The organism is Aurantimonas sp. A3-2-R12, assembly GCF_036016755.1.
GTDB classification, from domain to species: Bacteria; Pseudomonadota; Alphaproteobacteria; order Rhizobiales; family Rhizobiaceae; genus Aurantimonas; species Aurantimonas coralicida_A.
This window is the reverse complement of the sequence record NZ_JAYXIH010000024.1, coordinates 49,741-65,780: the sequence shown is the minus strand read 5'-3', so window position 1 is coordinate 65,780 and position 16,040 is coordinate 49,741. Positions and strand designations below refer to the sequence as shown.

At 65.5% G+C, this 16,040-nt stretch carries 21 protein-coding genes; 9 read left to right on the top strand and 12 right to left on the bottom strand.

Annotation, left to right across the window (positions count from 1 at the left end; all coding sequences use genetic code 11):
* Positions 1-297: 297 nt before the first annotated feature.
* The 3 genes from VSX60_RS13730 to tlpA all read right to left on the bottom strand — a co-directional run bounded on the left by VSX60_RS13730 (position 298) and on the right by tlpA (position 1,725).
* Complete coding sequence (locus VSX60_RS13730) at positions 298-693, bottom strand: type II toxin-antitoxin system VapC family toxin (RefSeq protein WP_327624781.1); 396 nt, start codon at positions 691-693, stop codon at positions 298-300.
* Entirely contained in the window at positions 690-944 is a 255-nt protein-coding gene (locus VSX60_RS13725; RefSeq protein WP_327624780.1) for an AbrB/MazE/SpoVT family DNA-binding domain-containing protein, read from the bottom strand. Before VSX60_RS13725 ends, VSX60_RS13730 begins: the two co-directional genes overlap by 4 nt.
* Positions 945-1,050: 106 nt before the next feature.
* A complete protein-coding gene (tlpA, locus tag VSX60_RS13720; protein ID WP_327624779.1) occupies positions 1,051-1,725 on the bottom strand; it encodes a thiol:disulfide interchange protein TlpA in 675 nt (224 codons plus the stop codon).
* Between the two features lie 26 nt (positions 1,726-1,751).
* On the opposite strand from tlpA, the gene argH reads away from it, so the two are divergent.
* The 4 genes from argH (at position 1,752) to VSX60_RS13700 (ending at position 7,782) form a co-directional block, all read left to right on the top strand.
* The gene (gene argH, locus VSX60_RS13715; RefSeq protein ID WP_327624778.1) at positions 1,752-3,191 is read left to right on the top strand and encodes an argininosuccinate lyase; all 1,440 of its coding nucleotides are present in this window, start codon (positions 1,752-1,754) and stop codon (positions 3,189-3,191) included.
* Between the two features lie 88 nt (positions 3,192-3,279).
* Positions 3,280-3,582 carry a hypothetical protein gene (locus VSX60_RS13710; protein WP_327624777.1) on the top strand — a complete coding sequence of 101 codons (303 nt, stop codon included), beginning with the start codon at positions 3,280-3,282 and terminating at the stop codon, positions 3,580-3,582.
* Between the two features lie 212 nt (positions 3,583-3,794).
* Complete coding sequence (gene lysA / locus VSX60_RS13705) at positions 3,795-5,069, top strand: diaminopimelate decarboxylase (RefSeq protein WP_327624776.1); 1,275 nt, start codon at positions 3,795-3,797, stop codon at positions 5,067-5,069.
* A gap of 97 nt (positions 5,070-5,166) precedes the next feature.
* A complete protein-coding gene (locus VSX60_RS13700) occupies positions 5,167-7,782 on the top strand; it encodes a TIGR02302 family protein (protein WP_327624774.1) in 2,616 nt (871 codons plus the stop codon).
* 23 nt (positions 7,783-7,805) lie between these two features.
* On the opposite strand, the gene VSX60_RS13695 is transcribed toward VSX60_RS13700, so the two are convergent.
* The 5 genes from VSX60_RS13695 to VSX60_RS13675 are packed head-to-tail and all read right to left on the bottom strand — an operon-like array spanning position 7,806 to position 9,544.
* Positions 7,806-8,153, bottom strand: a complete 348-nt coding sequence (locus VSX60_RS13695; RefSeq protein WP_327624773.1) for a DUF1428 domain-containing protein — start codon at positions 8,151-8,153, stop codon at positions 7,806-7,808.
* A 25-nt stretch (positions 8,154-8,178) separates the two neighbouring features.
* Positions 8,179-8,307 (bottom strand): hypothetical protein, encoded by a 129-nt coding sequence (locus tag VSX60_RS13690; protein WP_327624772.1) that lies wholly within the window; start codon positions 8,305-8,307, stop codon positions 8,179-8,181.
* Entirely contained in the window at positions 8,294-8,659 is a 366-nt protein-coding gene (locus tag VSX60_RS13685; protein ID WP_327624771.1) for a VOC family protein, read from the bottom strand. The genes VSX60_RS13690 and VSX60_RS13685 overlap by 14 nt, the downstream gene beginning before the upstream one ends.
* 13 nt (positions 8,660-8,672) lie before the next feature.
* A complete protein-coding gene (locus tag VSX60_RS13680) occupies positions 8,673-9,143 on the bottom strand; it encodes a VOC family protein (RefSeq protein WP_327624770.1) in 471 nt (156 codons plus the stop codon).
* Positions 9,140-9,544 carry a VOC family protein gene (locus tag VSX60_RS13675; protein WP_327624769.1) on the bottom strand — a complete coding sequence of 135 codons (405 nt, stop codon included), beginning with the start codon at positions 9,542-9,544 and terminating at the stop codon, positions 9,140-9,142. Before VSX60_RS13675 ends, VSX60_RS13680 begins: the two co-directional genes overlap by 4 nt.
* Before the next feature lie 79 nt (positions 9,545-9,623).
* Here VSX60_RS13675 and VSX60_RS13670 point away from each other — a divergent pair, with 79 nt between their 5' ends.
* Positions 9,624-10,073: a MarR family winged helix-turn-helix transcriptional regulator gene (locus tag VSX60_RS13670; protein WP_327624768.1), complete on the top strand. Its 450-nt coding sequence runs from the start codon at positions 9,624-9,626 to the stop codon at positions 10,071-10,073.
* A 24-nt stretch (positions 10,074-10,097) separates the two neighbouring features.
* Here VSX60_RS13670 and VSX60_RS13665 read toward each other — a convergent pair whose 3' ends face one another.
* The 3 genes from VSX60_RS13665 to VSX60_RS13655 all read right to left on the bottom strand — a co-directional run bounded on the left by VSX60_RS13665 (position 10,098) and on the right by VSX60_RS13655 (position 11,976).
* Entirely contained in the window at positions 10,098-10,529 is a 432-nt protein-coding gene (locus VSX60_RS13665) for a response regulator (protein ID WP_327624767.1), read from the bottom strand.
* Between the two features lie 116 nt (positions 10,530-10,645).
* A complete protein-coding gene (hpt, locus tag VSX60_RS13660) occupies positions 10,646-11,182 on the bottom strand; it encodes a hypoxanthine phosphoribosyltransferase (RefSeq protein ID WP_327624766.1) in 537 nt (178 codons plus the stop codon).
* Complete coding sequence (locus VSX60_RS13655) at positions 11,179-11,976, bottom strand: hypothetical protein (RefSeq protein ID WP_327624765.1); 798 nt, start codon at positions 11,974-11,976, stop codon at positions 11,179-11,181. Before VSX60_RS13655 ends, hpt begins: the two co-directional genes overlap by 4 nt.
* 164 nt (positions 11,977-12,140) lie before the next feature.
* Here VSX60_RS13655 and ftsE point away from each other — a divergent pair, with 164 nt between their 5' ends.
* The 4 genes from ftsE to VSX60_RS13635 all read left to right on the top strand — a co-directional run bounded on the left by ftsE (position 12,141) and on the right by VSX60_RS13635 (position 15,500).
* Positions 12,141-12,800, top strand: a complete 660-nt coding sequence (ftsE, locus tag VSX60_RS13650) for a cell division ATP-binding protein FtsE (protein ID WP_327624763.1) — start codon at positions 12,141-12,143, stop codon at positions 12,798-12,800.
* Positions 12,793-13,782: a cell division protein FtsX gene (locus tag VSX60_RS13645; RefSeq protein WP_327624762.1), complete on the top strand. Its 990-nt coding sequence runs from the start codon at positions 12,793-12,795 to the stop codon at positions 13,780-13,782. The genes ftsE and VSX60_RS13645 overlap by 8 nt, the downstream gene beginning before the upstream one ends.
* A 182-nt stretch (positions 13,783-13,964) precedes the next feature.
* Entirely contained in the window at positions 13,965-14,585 is a 621-nt protein-coding gene (locus tag VSX60_RS13640) for a YdcF family protein (protein WP_327624761.1), read from the top strand.
* A gap of 150 nt (positions 14,586-14,735) precedes the next feature.
* Complete coding sequence (locus VSX60_RS13635) at positions 14,736-15,500, top strand: lysophospholipid acyltransferase family protein (protein ID WP_327624760.1); 765 nt, start codon at positions 14,736-14,738, stop codon at positions 15,498-15,500.
* Positions 15,501-15,526: 26 nt separating this feature from the next.
* On the opposite strand, the gene VSX60_RS13630 is transcribed toward VSX60_RS13635, so the two are convergent.
* Positions 15,527-16,039: a gamma-glutamylcyclotransferase gene (locus VSX60_RS13630; protein WP_327624759.1), complete on the bottom strand. Its 513-nt coding sequence runs from the start codon at positions 16,037-16,039 to the stop codon at positions 15,527-15,529.
* Position 16,040 lies beyond the last annotated feature (1 nt).

Genomic DNA, 16,040 nt, shown 5'->3' with positions numbered 1-16,040 from the left:
GCGAAGGGGAACCGGTGCTGCCATGACAAACCTCCGTTTGCCACAGTGATTCAGAATTCTGTCAGCTTGGGAATCCCCGAAGAGTCGGCCTTCGCTCCCGTTGGTATTAGTGCCAGCCAAGACTCATACGTTTCCGAAAAGGGCAAAAGTGGCCGTTTGAGCGGGGGGAAGATCGAAAAAGCGGTCTCCCGGCAACCAAACGCGAACGTCCGTTTCGTCCGGCAGGGTCGCTGGCGCGGGCTCGAAGCGTCGGAGTCGTACCACTACTAGCGGGTGGTCGCGCCGGCGCGGGCATCTTCAAAGCAGTTCGACGCGCCCGCCTGTCTCAGCAATCAGGCGCGCCGCCTTTTTGTCGAAGGTCGCGAAGATGTCTCCGCCGAGCCTGCGGCCCTCGAACGCGATGATGCCGTCCGCGAAATCCCCGCCGGCCACCAGCATGGCAAGGCCGGCCTCGGCCGCCGCCCGGTCGCAGACGACCTGGTTGCCGGAAAGCAAATCTCCGATTGCGCTTGCAATGGCCGCACGGGGCAGTTTGTAGGTGCGCGACGCGACCCACACAAATTCGCAAAGCGAGGCGAGTGAGACGACCACGAGTTCCGCGTGTTGTAGGAGATCGCGCGCTTTGGAACCGCTTGCCGGATCGTCGTTTATGGCGGCTCTCAGGAGCACGTTCGTATCAACTGTGATCCTCACGGCTCGCCAGCCCAGCCCTTCTCGATCGCTTCGTTGATCTGGTCGATCGTCAAAGGTGGGCCGTCGTAGTAGCCTTCCAGGCTGCCGAAGAAATTCTCAAGCGAACCGGTTTTTCGTTCGCTCTGCAGCAGGACCTTTCCGTCCGGTTGCATGTCGGCCTCGATCTTGTCGCCGGGCATGATGCCAAGGTGCTTCAGCACATCCTTGCGCAGCGTCACCTGACCCTTCGCCGTGACCGTGAGCTTTGTCATTGGCCTCGCCTCATCCTCACCTCCAGGAAAGGTAAGGTGATTTTGCCTTACCTACAAGTCTAACTGAAAATAATGGGTTCCGGCGGCGGGCTCGATAGAAGCCCCCTCACACCGTGCGCCCGCTCTTCTTGACCGCCTCGATCAGCTTCACCGCATCCGGGCTCGCCCACTCCGCCGGGCCGTTGATCGCCGCGCGAGCGCAGCCGTCGGGTCCGACCAGTACCGAGACGGGCAGGCCGTAAGCCAGCCCTCGCCCTTTGAGATCGTCGAACACGCCCATCGTTTCGTCGCGATACAGGGGCAGGGCGGTGAGCTTGGTCTCGGCGTAGAACTTCTTCGGCTTGTCGATACTGCCGGTGTCGATGTTGATCGGGATCACGGCGAAATCCTCGCCTCCCTCCTGCTGCTCCAGCGCGTCGAGCGCCGGCATCTCGAGCCGGCAGGGCACGCACCAGGTCGCCCACAGATTGACCAGCAGCGTCTTGCCGGAAAAATCCTTCAGGCTTGCCGGCTGGCCGTCGCCGTCCGTAAACGCCATCGCGGAGATGTCGAAGGGCGCGTCGAGCGCCTGCACGGCCGCGACCTCGCCGCGCGCCGCGCCGTCGATCGCGGCATAGATCGCCTCGTCGGCCGGGCAGGACGTGGCGGCGACTTCGTTGCCAGACCCCGTCTCGCTCACGTATAGGACGACACCGCCCGCCGCGATGCCTGAGATCAGCGCGATCCCGGCGATGACACCGAGCCGCCGCCCGTTCGAAGCCTGTCGTGTTTCCTCGGACATACCGTCAAAAGCCCTTTCGAGTATTCATGCGCCAGAAGACCAGCAACGTTCCCAAGTCAAGCAACGTCCCCACGTCCAGCAATGCGATGTGGGGTGGTCGCTTTGCCGCCGGACCCGACGCCATCATGGAGGAGATCAACGCCTCCATCGATTTCGATCGACGGCTTTATGACGAGGATATCGCCGGTTCGAAAGCCCATGCCGCCATGTTGGCCGATCAAGGCATCATTTCGGCGGAGGATGCCAGCCAGATCATAGCGGGTCTGGAGGACATCCGCGCCGAGATCGCCGAGGGGCGCTTCACTTTCTCGCGAGAGCGCGAGGACATCCATATGAATATCGAGGCGCGGCTGGCCGAACTGATCGGCCCGGCGGCCGGCCGGTTGCACACCGCCCGTTCGCGCAACGACCAGGTCGCGGTCGATTTCCGCCTGCACGTGAAGGCGGCGTTCGGCTCGCTTGCCGAAGCGCTCGAAGCCTTCATCGGCGCGCTGCTCGACAAGGCCGAGGCGCATGCCGACACGATCATGCCCGGCTTCACCCATCTCCAGGTCGCCCAGCCGGTCACCTTCGGCCACCATTGCCTCGCCTATGTCGAAATGGCGGCCCGCGACCTGTCGCGCTGCCATGACGCGATCACCCGTCTCGACGAATGTCCGCTCGGCGCCGCCGCGCTTGCCGGCACCGGCTTTGCCATTGACCGGCACCAGACGGCGGAAGCGCTGGGCTTTCGCGAGCCGACCCGCAACTCGCTCGATTCGGTGTCCGACCGGGACTTCGCCCTGGAATTTCTCTCGGTGGCCGCGATCTGCGGCACGCATCTGTCGCGTCTCGCCGAAGAGATCGTCATCTGGTCGACGCCGCAATTCGGCTTCGTCCGGCTGTCCGACGCGTTCTCGACCGGCTCCTCGATCATGCCGCAGAAGAAGAACCCGGACGCTGCCGAACTGGTTCGGGCCAAGCCCGGCCGCATCAATGGCGCGCTGATCTCGCTGCTGACCGTGATGAAGGGGCTGCCGCTCAGCTATTCGAAGGACATGCAGGAAGACAAGGAACAGGTCTTCGACGCGATCGATTCGCTGGCCTTGGCGCTCGCCGCCGCCACCGGCATGGTCCGCGACATGACCATCGAAACCGAGGCGATGCGCCGGGCGGCCGGCCACGGCTTTTCCACCGCCACCGACCTCGCCGATTGGTTGGTGCGGGAACTGGGGCTGCCGTTCCGCGAGGCGCATCATGTGACCGGACGGGCGGTGGCGCTCGCCGAGGAGCGCGGCGTCGGGCTCGATGATCTGCCGTTGGATCTTCTGCAAACGCTGGAGGCGCGGATCACCGACGCGGTCTATTCCGTGCTCGGCGTCGATGCTTCGGTGAACAGTCGCACCAGCTTCGGCGGCACGGCGCCCGCCAATGTCCGCGCCCAGATCGCCTATTGGCGCGATCGACTCGGCGGCGATGGCGAATAGTCGCCGCGGGTGGTGATTTCTTCGTCGCGAACCGTTATCACCGCGGTGACGGGGATCGACGGTTGGCGATGTGCTGAGGGGTGACGAGATGACGGAGCGATCGAGCCTTGCGGCCAAGCCGGTGCTGATTCTGGCTGCGCTGTCGGTTTTTGGCGGCTGCGGCGTGAAGAACCTGCCGGTGGCGCCGGACACCAACGAGGTGCCCGCCGTGGTGGCGGAACAGACCCAAGGCGGGACTACCAACATCCTCGGCAGCGGCGAGACCGGCACAGCCGTTCGTGCCGCACGGATCTCGGATGTCCAGAACGACAATATGGTCAGCGCCGCCGAGGTCACCCGGAACAAAGACGCCTCCGGCAAACGGTTCTTCCTCGATCCGCTGCTGAACTAGTGGATTAAATTTGACATTTGAAACCCACGTGCGGCGGACTCCAAATCAAATGTCAAATTTGAAAAATCCACGAGAGTCATAAAGTTGCTAGTGGCCCTTTGATTTCGACATTTGCTTGCCAGGGTGCTCCAAGCGGGATGCAAATGTCGAAATCGGACCACTAGGTCCGAAACCGAGCCGGTTATTCCGCTTCGACCACCGCAAGCCTTGCCATGAATCATTTCGAAATCCGGGACGGCGCCCTCCACGCCGAGGGCGTCAGTGTGGCGGCGATCGCGCGCGACATCGGCACGCCGTTCTATTGCTATTCGACCGCGACACTGACCCGGCACTACGAGGTCTTCGCCCGCGCCTTCGCCGATATCGACGCGCTGGTCTGCTACGCCATGAAGGCGAACTCCAACCAGGCGGTGCTGGCGACGCTGGCCCGGCTCGGGGCGGGGGCCGACGTGGTGTCGGGCGGCGAATTGCTGCGCGCGCTCAAGGCCGGGATTCCGCCAGAGAAGATCATGTTCTCCGGGGTCGGCAAGACCATCGAGGAGATCGATCTGGCTCTCGCCTCGCGGATCTTCTGCTTCAACGTGGAATCCGAGCCCGAGTTGGACGCGATCTCGGCCCGCGCGGCACAGGCCGGTATCCGCGCCAATGTGTCCTTCCGCATCAATCCGGATGTCGACGCGCGCACCCACGCCAAGATCTCCACGGGCAAGAAGTCCGACAAGTTCGGCATCGCCTTCGAGCGCGCCGAGGCGGTCTACGATCGTGCCCGTTCGCTGCCCGGCATTCACGTCTCCGGCATCGACATGCATATCGGTAGCCAGATCGTCGAGTTGGAGCCCTTCGACGAGGCGTTCGACCGTCTCGCCGATTTGGTGCGCAAGCTGCGCGTGAAAGGTCACACGATCGATCACATCGACCTTGGCGGCGGGCTCGGCGTGCCCTATCGCCGCGACAACGCGCCGCCGCCGGAGCCGCCGGCCTATGCCGAGATCGTCAAGCGGCATGTGCGCGACCTCGACTGCCAGGTGGTGTTCGAGCCCGGCCGGCTGATCGCCGCCAATGCCGGCATTCTGGTGACCAAGGTCCTCTATGTGAAGAAGGCGGAGGGCAAGACTTTCGTCATCGTCGACGCGGCGATGAACGATTTGATTCGCCCGACGCTGTATGACGCCTGGCACGACATCCATCCGGTGGTTGATGATCCGGACGCGCGACGGATCGTCGCCGACGTCGTCGGACCGGTCTGCGAGAGCGGCGATTTCCTCGCCAAGGACCGCGACCTGCCCAGCGTCGAAGCGGGCGATCTCGTCTATGTCTCCTCCGCCGGGGCCTATGGCGCGGTGCAGTCGGGCACCTACAATTCCCGCCCCCTGATCGCGGAAGTCATGGTCCGGGACGACGCCTTTCATGTCGTCCGCCCGCGCCAGACCATCGAGGAGTTGATCGGCCTCGACCGACTGCCGCCGTGGCTAGAGGGCGACGTTTGATCGCGGTTGGCACGCCTTCACACCTGCGTCACTCGCCTCGCCTTCGCCGTAAAATCCGGTAAGGTTCTCCGCACGTAAAAAGAACGAGAGCGGGCCCATGGCCGAGACCGACCGGCACAACGACTGGACCAAGGCCGGACGGATCGCGTTGACGCGAAAATTCGCCGCCACGGCGCTCCTCGTCGAGCGGGCGTGGCCGCTCGTCCTGGCCTTCGCCAGTCTCGCCGGCGTCTTCCTGATTCTTTCCTGGTTTGGCCTGTTCGCAGCGATGCCGTTCTATGGCCGCGGCGCCGTTCTGGCGGTTCTGTCCGGCCTTGCCGTGGCCGCGCTCTGGTTCAACCGTGGGCTGCGGCTGCCGACGGCCGGCGACGTCGACGCCCGGATCGAAAGCGTCAGCCGATTGGCCCACCAGCCGCTGCGGGTGCAGGGCGACCACGCCGTCTCGGACGATCCCTTCGCTAAAGCCCTGTGGCACGAGCACCAGCGGCGCATGGCCGAGCGGCTGCGCAATCTCAGCGGCGGCTCCCCCAACACCCGGACCGAACGGCTGGACCCCTTTGGCCTGCGGGCACTTGTCGCGCTGCTCCTGGTCACCGCCTTCGCGTTTTCTTTCGGCCCCGGCGGCGGCCGGGTTCTCGACGCGTTCGCCCCGGCGGACGCCGAAGCGGTGACCGTCGCCCGTGTCGACGCCTGGGTGACGCCGCCGAGCTATACCGGCCGGGCGCCGATCTTCTTGACCGACGCCGGCGGCGCGGGTGACGGGCCGATCGGGGTTCCCGAGGGCAGCGTCCTGTCCGTCCGTCTGTCCGACGGTGCGGCCGCCGACCTCGTCTTCACTGCGACGGCTGAAGGCGCGGAGCCGATCACCGTCGCACCGGTCGGCGCCGACGAAGAGGCCGAGACGGCGGGGGATGGCGAGGCGCCGAAGCTGGCGAAGGTCGCGGCCGGTCCGCGCGAATACGCCTTTGCCCTGGAAGAAAGCGGCGAGGCGGCGCTTGCCACTGCCTTTTCGACGCTCGGTCGCTGGACTTTCGCGGTGACGCCCGACGCCGATCCTAAGATCGCCTTCAAGGAGGAGCCGAGCGAAGCCCGTAACGGCGCGCTGCAGCTCGCCTATACGGTCACCGACGATTACGGCGTGCGCAAAGGCCGCGCGGAGATCGTCGTCGCCGACGATGTCGTCGCTGCCAATGCCCGGCCGCTGGTCGCCGCGCCCGAGATCAACCTTGCTCTGCCCCGTCGCACCAAGGGCGCGGCCGAGGGGCGCACCAGCGCCGATCTGACCGAAAGTCCTTATGCCGGGGCAAAGGTGGCGATGACGCTGGTTGCCACCGATGACGCCGGCCAGTCCGGTCGTTCCGAAACGATGCCGCTGACATTGCCCGAGCGGCGGTTCACCAATCCGCTCGCTCGCGCCGTCGTCGAGCAGCGGCGGATACTGGCGCTCGATGCGAACGCGGTGCCGCGCGTGGTCGAGATGCTCGACGCGGTCACCCTGCGCGGCGAGGAGTTCATCGAGAACCCGGCCGACTATCTGGCGCTCCGTGCCGCGCGCACCCGCATCGCCACCGCCTACAGCGACGAGGCATTGCTGTCGTCGGTCGACTTCCTGTGGGAGATCGCCCTCGGTATCGAGGACGGCAATCTGTCGCTGGCCGAGCGGCGGCTGCGCGACGCGCGCGAACAGCTCGCCGAGGCGCTGGAGGAAGGCGCGTCCGACGCCGAGATCGACCGGCTGATGCAGGAACTGCGCGAGGCGATGCGCGAATATATGCAGGCCTTGGCGGAAGCGATGCGCAACCAGCCGCCGATGAGCCAGGACCAGCTGCAGATGGGCGACATGCAGGAGCTGCGTCCGCAGGATCTGGAGCGGATGATGGACCGGATCGAGGATCTGGCGAAATCCGGCTCCAAGGACGCCGCCCAGCAGCTTCTGTCCGAACTCCAGCAGATGATGGATAATCTCCAGGCGATGCGGCCCGGCCAGCAGCAGCAGGGCCAACAAAGCGCCATGCAGCAGCAGATGAACAAGCTCGGCGAGATGCTGCAGCGCCAGCAGCAGCTGAAGGACCAGACCTTCGATCTCGGCCGCCGGCAGTTCGAGCGCCAGCAACAGGACCGCCAGCAAGGCCGGCCCGGTGAGTCTCAACAGGGCCAGCCGCAGGACGGCCAGCAAGGCGAGCCGATGACCGCCGAACAGCTCCAGGAGATGATGAAGCAGTTGCAGGAGCAGCAGGGCCAGCTCCAGCAGGAGTTGGAGGCCCTTCAGAAGCAGTTGGAAGGCATGGGCATGGAGCCGTCCGACGGCTTCGGCGAGGCCGGCGAGGCGATGGGCAAGGCCGAAGGCGCGCTGGGCCAGGGCAACGACGGCGAGGCCGTCGGGGAGCAGGGCCGCGCCATGGAGGCGCTGCGCCGTGGCGGGCAGGACATGATGCGGCAGATGCAGGAAGCCATGCAGGGGCAGGGCAGCCAGGGCGCGCAAGGGCAGATGGGGCAGGGCTTTGGCGGCCAGCAGCAGCGCTCCGGCCGCGATCCGCTCGGCCGGCAGCGCCAGACCGAGGGACCGGACTTCGGCCAGGATGTCGGCGTGCCGGACGAGATCGACACCCAGCGCGCCCGGCGCATTCTCGACGCCATCCGCAACCGCCTCGGCGACGCCCTGTCACCGCAGCTCGAACGAGACTATCTGGAGCGGCTGCTGAAGACGCCGTAGGAGAACGGCTTCAGGAGTGGCCGCTATCCCTCGACGATCACCTCGAACCCGCCAAAGATCATGCGCTTGCCGTCGAAGGGCATGGTCCCCGCCTGCATGCGCGGATCCTCCATCACCTTTTGCATCCCCGCGTCGCGCACGGCCTTCGATGGCCAGACGATCCAGGAAAACACCACCGTTTCATCCGGCTTGCGCATCACGACGGTGTGCATGGAGTTCAGCTTGCCCTCCGGCACGTCGTCGCCCCAGCAATCGGTCAGCGACAGCGCCCCGTGCTCCTTGAAGATCGCCCCCGCCTTCACGGCGTGCTCGCGAAAGGCGTCCTTGTTGGCGGTCGGGACCGCGGCGATCATTCCGTCGATATAGGCCATTGGTTTTCTCCCGGTTTGGTGTGGTTCAGGCGAAGGCGCTTTTGGCGGCGTCCCGCAGCTCTGCTTCGGTCATCGGTTCGCGCGTGGGGGTGGCGATGGACCAGCGATGCCCGAACGGGTCCTCGACGACGCCGTAGCGGTCACCCCAGAACATGTCCGCGATCGGCATCACCACGGTGGCACCCGCGGCGAGGGCCTTGGCGGTCGGCGTCCACGTCGTCGACGATCAGGTGCATGGTCACCGGGCTCCCCCCGAGCAGCGTGGGCGATTTCAGCCCGTATTCGGGGTTTTCATCGACGAGCATGACCGACGAACCGTTGATCGAGACGCAGCCATGCATGATCTTGCCGTCCGGTCCGGGCAGGACCATCATCTTCGTTGCGCCGAACGCCTGCTCGTAGAAGGCGATGGCATCGGCCGCACCCCGGCATACGAGATGTGGGCTGACCGAATGCATGCCGAAATTGGCGGCGAGTTCGGCGGCGGATTTCGGGTTGCTGCTCATCTTTCTTCCTCCTTCACGCGTTTTCAAATGCCGCTTCCAGCGCGGCGATATCGATCTTGCCCATCGTCATCATGGCATCACGCGCCCGCATGGCGGCAGCCTTGTCGTCCGCGCCCAGCAGCCGCGGAACGGCGTCCGGGACGATCTGCCAGGAAACGCCGAATTTGTCGGTGAGCCAGGCGCAGTGCCCCGCGCTGCCGCCGCCCTCAAGCAGCGCATCCCAGAGCCGATCCGTTTCAGCCTGGTCTGCGGTGAGAACGGAGATCGACGCGGCCGGCGTATGCGCGAATTGCGGCCCGGCATTCCGCGTCATGTAAGGTGCACCGGCGAGGGTGAATTCCACCACCAGCGCCGGGCCGTCCGGGCCGGGGCGCACGATGTCCTCGATCCGGCTGTCGGGCAGCAGCGAGACATAGAACTTCGCCGCGTCTTCGCCCCGGCCGTCGAACAACAGGCAGGTGCGCACCTGCGGCTTGTCGCTCATTTGTCGCCTCCCATGGCCTCTGCATTCATCCAGAACAGCTCCCAGATATGGCCGTCGGGGTCGGCGAATGCGCGGCCGTACATGAAGCCGTGGTCCTCGGCATCGCGCACCACGCCGCCGCCGCTCGCGAGCGCCATGTCCGTCAGCCGGTCGACCGCCTCGCGGCTTTCCAACTGCAGCGCGGTCAGGACTTCGCTGGTCTCGCGGGCATCGGCGATCCGCCTGGGCGTGAAGCTGGCGAACTTCTCGTGCGTCAGCAGCATGGCGAAGCAGGTATCGCTGATCCGCATGGCGAGCGCGGTGGCGTCGCTGAACTGATCGTTGAACTCGAAACCGAGCACGCTGAAAAAGCGACGCGATCGGACAAGGTCGGCAACGGGCAAATTGATATAGACGTTCATAGACGAACCGGGCTCCCTCTTGTGGTGGTCCGGAATAATAAGTGGACAAAAACGTTGATGTCAACATAATATGATTGTTATGCGCGACGATCTCCCCCTGGCCACGACCCACGAAGTCCGCGACCGCTGCCTGTGTCTGCATCTGCAGCGCGCGGCGCGGGCGATCGGACGCCGCTTCGACGAGGCGCTGAAACCCGTGGGTCTGACCAATGGTCAATATTCGCTGCTGATCTCGCTCAACCGGCCCGAGCCGCCGCGCCTCGGTGACGTGGCGGCATTGCTGGCGATGGACCGCACGACGCTGACGGCGAATCTGAAACCGCTCGAGCGGCGGGGGCTTTTGACGATATTGCCCGACACGAAGGACAAGCGCAGCCGCCGCCTCTCGCTGACCGAGGCTGGCCGCGACCTGCTCGTCGAGGCGGTGCCGATCTGGCGGGCCACTCATGACGATGTCGATCGCCTGCTCGGTGGTCGGGACGATGCGGCTCCGCGCGGCGACCTTCTCGCGCTGACGTTTCCGGGTTGAGACCTGTCGGCGCGGGATCTGTGGTCAGGCGCAGCGGCGGATCGACAGGTTGCCCGTATCCTCGTTCTCGTCCGATTGTTTCGCGGCCGCCCGCTCGGCGAGAATGCGCCCGACTTCGCGGCGGATCTCGACGATCGAGAACGGCTTTTCGACGACGCCCTCGATGATCGCCGCCAGGTCGTCCGCGGCTTCCTTCTGCTCGGCGTAGCCGGTCATCAGGAGCACCGGCAGGTCGGGCCAGGAGGCGCCGATCTCGTGCGCGAGTTCGATTCCGGTCATCGCCGGCATGCGGATGTCGGACAGGACGAAATCGAAATCGCCGTCGCATTCGACCAGAATATCGAGCGCCAACTCGCCATCCTCGGCGACGGTCACCTCGTGACCCTCGAGCCCAAGGGCACGCGACACCAGCACGCGAACACTCGGATCGTCTTCCGCGATCAGAATTCGTGCCACTCAAAGCCTCCTGCTTTGACCATACGCAAAACCACCTTATGCCAGTAGACGTCGAAACTGACGTGTAGCTGACCAGTACATACCAATCGCTGACGAATGGTTTCGGCGCCTGTGGATTATTCGACGACGCGGCCGACGAATGGCAGCTCGCGAAAGGCGTGCCCGACATCCATGCCATAGCCGACGACGAAATGGTCGGGGCAGTCGAAGCCGACATAATCGGCCTCGATGTCGGCCTTGCGCCGCATTCGCTTGTCGAGGAGGACGGCGATCTTCACCTCCTTGGCGCCGCGCGAGCGCATCAGGTCGCGGGCGAATTTGACCGTCCGCCCCGATTCCAGGATGTCGTCGATGAGAAGGACGGTGCGGCCCTCAACGGCGCTTTCGATATCGCGCAGTACCCGCACCTCGCCGCCTTCGGTTCCCGCGCCATAGCTGGATAGCGTGATGAACTCGACTTCCGGCGCCAGGCCGGCGTGGTGCAGCGCGCGGATCAGGTCGGCGGCGAACACGAACGAGCCCTTCAGCACCGAAATCACCAGAAGGTCCGTCGACGGCGTCGCCGCGATGTCGTTTGCGACGCGCGCGACTTCCGCCGCGATCCGATCCTGGTCGAACAGGGTCGCGATCTGCTTGCCCCGGACGGTGATCATGGGCGCGGCTTTCCGGCGTCGTCGAAGCGGACGCTGACGTCGCCCGCGATGCCGGCAGGAACCGCCAGGGCCGAGACGAAGCGCACCGACTGGCCGGGAGCCAGCCGTTCGACGCCGGCCCTGAGCGGCTTGGTGAGAAGATCGCCCCCCGGCCCGGTCAGCACGATGCGGAGCGGCGGAAGCAGCGCCGCCGTCGCCGTTTCGTTGGCCACGATCCCGGCAACCGAAAGAACGGCGCCGTCGCCGCGCGGCGCGATATTCGCCTCGATGTCACGGAGCAGGAGGCCGGAAAGGCTCGAATCGGCCAAAGGCGCGGCGATCGGAGATCGCGGGGTGGACAACAGCAGCGCGGGAACGGCGAAAAGGCCGATCAGAAATCCGCCGACGACCAGGGCTGCGTTGCGCAGCCGCATGGCACGGGCGCGGGCCAGGATCGATCGCTCCGCCGCTTCGGACGGGGCTGGGGAGACGAAATGGGAGGGCGCGAAGGCTTGGGAGAAGAGGTCGGGTGCTAAGTCGCGCGGGCCGGAGAATCCGGTCTCGCCGCGGAATGCCCGCGTGCCGCGCTGTCCGAAAAACGCCCGCGCCGGCGATGGCTCGGCGTCGTCGGGCTCGATCGTCAGACCGCGGCGCGCCGCCTCGATCTCCGCGGCGGACTTTTGCAGCGTCCGGCGGGTCGTCACCTCGGCCGTTCCATCGATGAGCGGACCGGCGATCTTGCCGGAAAGCGCGCTTCGTCGTCCCGCCGGCGTTCGGCCCGCCGTTGCCTGGGATGTGCCGCCAAACTCGGTCATCGCATCCTCTGTTTTGCCTTGTTCAGGAACCGGTAAGGAATCATGCTTAACAAACCGTGAAGCCACGCCGTTCGCGGTGCGGGGTTGACGTTTGCGCGACCAACAAACAACACAGTCGCACGCATGCTGGGCGGACGACAACGACGAGATGGGAGCGCTCCGACGTGATTCGGTTCGAAAATGTCGGGCTGCGATACGATATGGGGCCGGAGGTGCTTCGCGACCTCTCCTTCGAGGTCAAGCGGCAGTCTTTCCAGTTCCTGACGGGCCCGTCCGGGGCGGGCAAGACCAGCCTTTTGCGCATGCTGTTTCTCGCGCTCAAGCCCACCCGCGGCCTGATCACGGTTCTCGGCCGCGACGCCTCCACGCTGGCGCGCAAGGACCTGCCGTCGATTAGGCGGCGGATCGGGGTCGTCTTCCAGGATTTCCGCCTGCTCGAGCATCTGACCACCTACGAGAACGTGGCGCTGCCGCTGCGCGTGCGCGGCAAGGACGAGGCCTCTTATCGGCAGGACGTCATCGACCTGATCAAATGGGTCGGCTTGGGCGAGCGGCTGAATGCATCGCCGGTGGTCCTGTCGGGCGGCGAAAAGCAGCGCGCCGCGATTGCCCGCGCGCTGATCGACCAGCCGGACATCCTGTTGGCCGACGAGCCGACCGGCAATGTCGATCCGCCGCTGGCCCGCCGGTTGCTGCGGCTCTTTCTCGAACTCAACCGAACCGGGACGGCGGTGGTCATCGCTACGCACGACCTCGACCTGATGGAGCAGGTCTCCGCCCGCCGCCTGGTTCTCTCCGACGGCCGTCTGGACATCTATGATTGAATTGACGGAACGATGGGTGGATTTTCGCGCATTCGTCGCGCGCCTCGCCGGGCGGCCGGGCCGCGAGCACCAAACCCCGATCGTGCCGCCGGCGAACGTCGCCGGACGGGCGCTGATGACGGTGATCGCCATTATGACGTTTCTCGCCAGCCTCACGGTCGGCGCCGTCACCCTCGTCTCAGACACCGCCTCCCAATGGCAGAACGACATTTCCCGCGAGATCACCGTTCAGGTGAAGCCGGAAGAGGGCCGCGACATGGCGGCGACGCTTGTCGCCATTCGCGATCTGGCGCTGGCGACGCCGGGTATCGCCGATGCGACGATTCTCGATGATGCCGCGACCGCGCGGCTCTTGGAGCCGTGGCTGGGAGAAGGTCTCAATATCGACGATCTGCCGGTGCCGCGCCTCGTGATCATCACCATCGACGAGGACGCGCCGCCGGATTTCTTCGCGCTGGCGACGCGGCTGCGCGCTGCGGTTCCCGCGGCCGAGCTCGACGATCACCGGGCGTGGGTGTCGCGCCTCGTCACCATGGCGCGGGCGACAGTCTTCGTCGGCGTCGCGGTGCTGACGCTGGTGCTCATCGCAACGGTGCTCACCGTCGTTTTTGCCACCCGCGGCGCGATGTCGGGCAATCGCCAGATCATCGAGGTGCTGCATTTCGTCGGCGCACGGTCGTCCTTCATCGCCGGCGAGTTCGAGCGTCATTTCCTGCGCCTCGGGCTCGTCGGGGCGGTGGCTGGCGGGGCGGTGGCCCTGGTCCTTTTCGCCGCCATGGGGATGTGGACGACAAGCAACCGCGCAACTCCGGAGGCCGACCAGATCAGCGCGCTGTTCGGGTCGTTTTCCATTGGCTGGATGGGCTATGTCGGGGTCGTCGTGCTGATTGCAACCGTCGGAGGATTAACCGCGTTTACGTCTCGTCTGACGGTCATGCGCCATCTGGCGGCGATCGACATGCTTTCGCCGGTAGAGCGGTAAGATGCCGTTAACCATGTTGTCACAAGCTCTGCGGAACGCCGCCGACAAAGGTTTGCCTACACGATGCCGCATTCAGGGACGACAATCGTAAGATGACAATGGCGGCTTGGTCTCCCGAGATGGAAGCCGGCGGTGTTCGGCTATCGCGACGCATGCGGCGCTCCCCCGGTCGGCGGCGTGTCTTGCTGACGTTCGCCGCCTTGTTCGTGATGGTCGTGGGTTATCTGGCCGGTGGGTTCCTGCGTTTCACCGAGGAGGTCAGCCTGCTGTCGCGCCCCGGACCGGTCGAATCCGCCGACGGCATCGTGGTTTTGACCGGCGGCGCGCTACGCATCGATCAGGCCATCGACCTGCTCACGCAAGGACGCGGCCGGCGCCTGCTCATCAGCGGCGTCAATCCGGACACCAGTGCCAAGACGCTGGCGCGCATGACCGGCACCGATCCCTCCTGGTTCGACTGCTGCGTCGACATCGACCGTGCAGCGCTGACGACCGTGGGCAATGCCGAGATTGCCAGCCGATGGGCCCGCGAACACGGCTTCCAGGATCTGATCCTGGTGACCAGCGACTATCATATGCCGCGCTCGCTGCGCGAGTTCGCGCGCATCGATACGCTGCGCTCGGTTACCCCTTACGCCGTCAGGCGCAATGATCTGTGGCGCGCCAACCAGTTGCCGAACGGCGTCGGCGCGCGGGTCCTGGTCACCGAATATATCAAACTGGTAGCAGCCCGGGCCAGCTTCATCCTCGGCGTCGGTCAGCCCGACGCGGTTTCCACCCAAATTGCGCGCATCGATCCCTGAAGGGGAAATGGCCATCGTCGCGCACCTGGATCGTCCGCGATCGGGGCGCGTCTCTCGATTTTCCGATGTCGACGGCGTAAAGCCTCCGGCGATGTCCAGCGGCGCCGGTTGCGTCGCGCGCCCTCACCGATTGCCGCCGGAGCGATCCCTTTGATGACCATGCTGCGCTCGCTCGTCTTCAACGTGTTGTTCTATCTCAACCTCGTCGGCCAATTGCTGCTCTTCTCGCCTGTCTTCTTCGTGATCTCCGAGGAGAAGGCCTGGGGGATCGTCAAGAACTGGGCGCGGTCCAGCCTCTGGCTGCTCGAACATGTCGCCGGCATCCGCGCGTCGATTACCGGCAAGCGGAACGTTCCGTTCGAGGCGGCGATTATCGCGGCGAAGCACCAATCGTTCTGGGACGTCTTCGCGCTTTTGCCCGATCTCGACCGGCCGACCTTCATCCTCAAGAAGGAACTGCTCGCGATCCCGTTCTTCGGCTGGTACCTCAAGCGCATGGCGATGATCCCGGTCGACCGGGCACGCCGCGGGGGGGCCGTCGCCTCGATGATCGAAGGCGCCGAAAAGGCCGTGGCGGAGGGTCGCCAGATCGTCATTTTCCCGGAAGGCACCCGGACCGCGCCGGGCGCCGAGGCCGACTATCGCCAAGGCGTGTTCCGCCTTTACGAGGCGTTGCAACTGCCCGTCGTGCCGGTGGCGCTGAATTCCGGCCTGTATTGGCCGCGCCGCCAGTTCATCCGCCGTCCGGGGACGATTCGGGCGGATATTCTGGAGCCTATCGAGCCGGGCCTGACACGAGTCGATTTTCTCGACCGGCTCCGTCACGCGATCGAGACCCGGTCCGACGACCTCCTGGCCGAAGCCCAACACCGTGACGGCACTCCGCCGCCGGAGCCATCCCGCCTGGGCACCTGACGTGCTCAGCGCCTACCGCCCTAGCCTTATAGCCGGGCCACGACGTCTTCCAGCCAGCGGTCCCGCAACCCCATCTCGCGAATGTGGTCGAGGGCGCTGGTCACGTAGTCCACATTGGCGCCGGACTGACCGTGCGAGCGGCGGACCAGCGTGGCGGCATGCTCGGGCCTCATGCGGCCAGCATATTGGCTGTGGCCGCGATCGACGACATAGGTCAGAGCGCGCATATTGCGTCCGTCGGTGAGGCGCACCGGCAGGGTCTGCTCCCGATAGACATGGGTGACGAGCTCGCGCGCCCGCAGATAATCGACCACCGCCTCCCGCGTCGCTCCCCTGACGCGGAACGCCATGCCGACGCAGGAGCCACCCCGGTCGAGGCCGAAGACCAGGCCCGGCCGCTCGGGCGTGCCCCGATGCACGAAGGAGCGCACGCAGAGCGAGCGGTGATAGCCGGCCAGCCGCGCCTTGACCCGCTCCTCGAATTCGAAGCCTGGCCGCCAGATCAGCGAGCCGTAGCCAAACACCCAGAAATCGTTCATT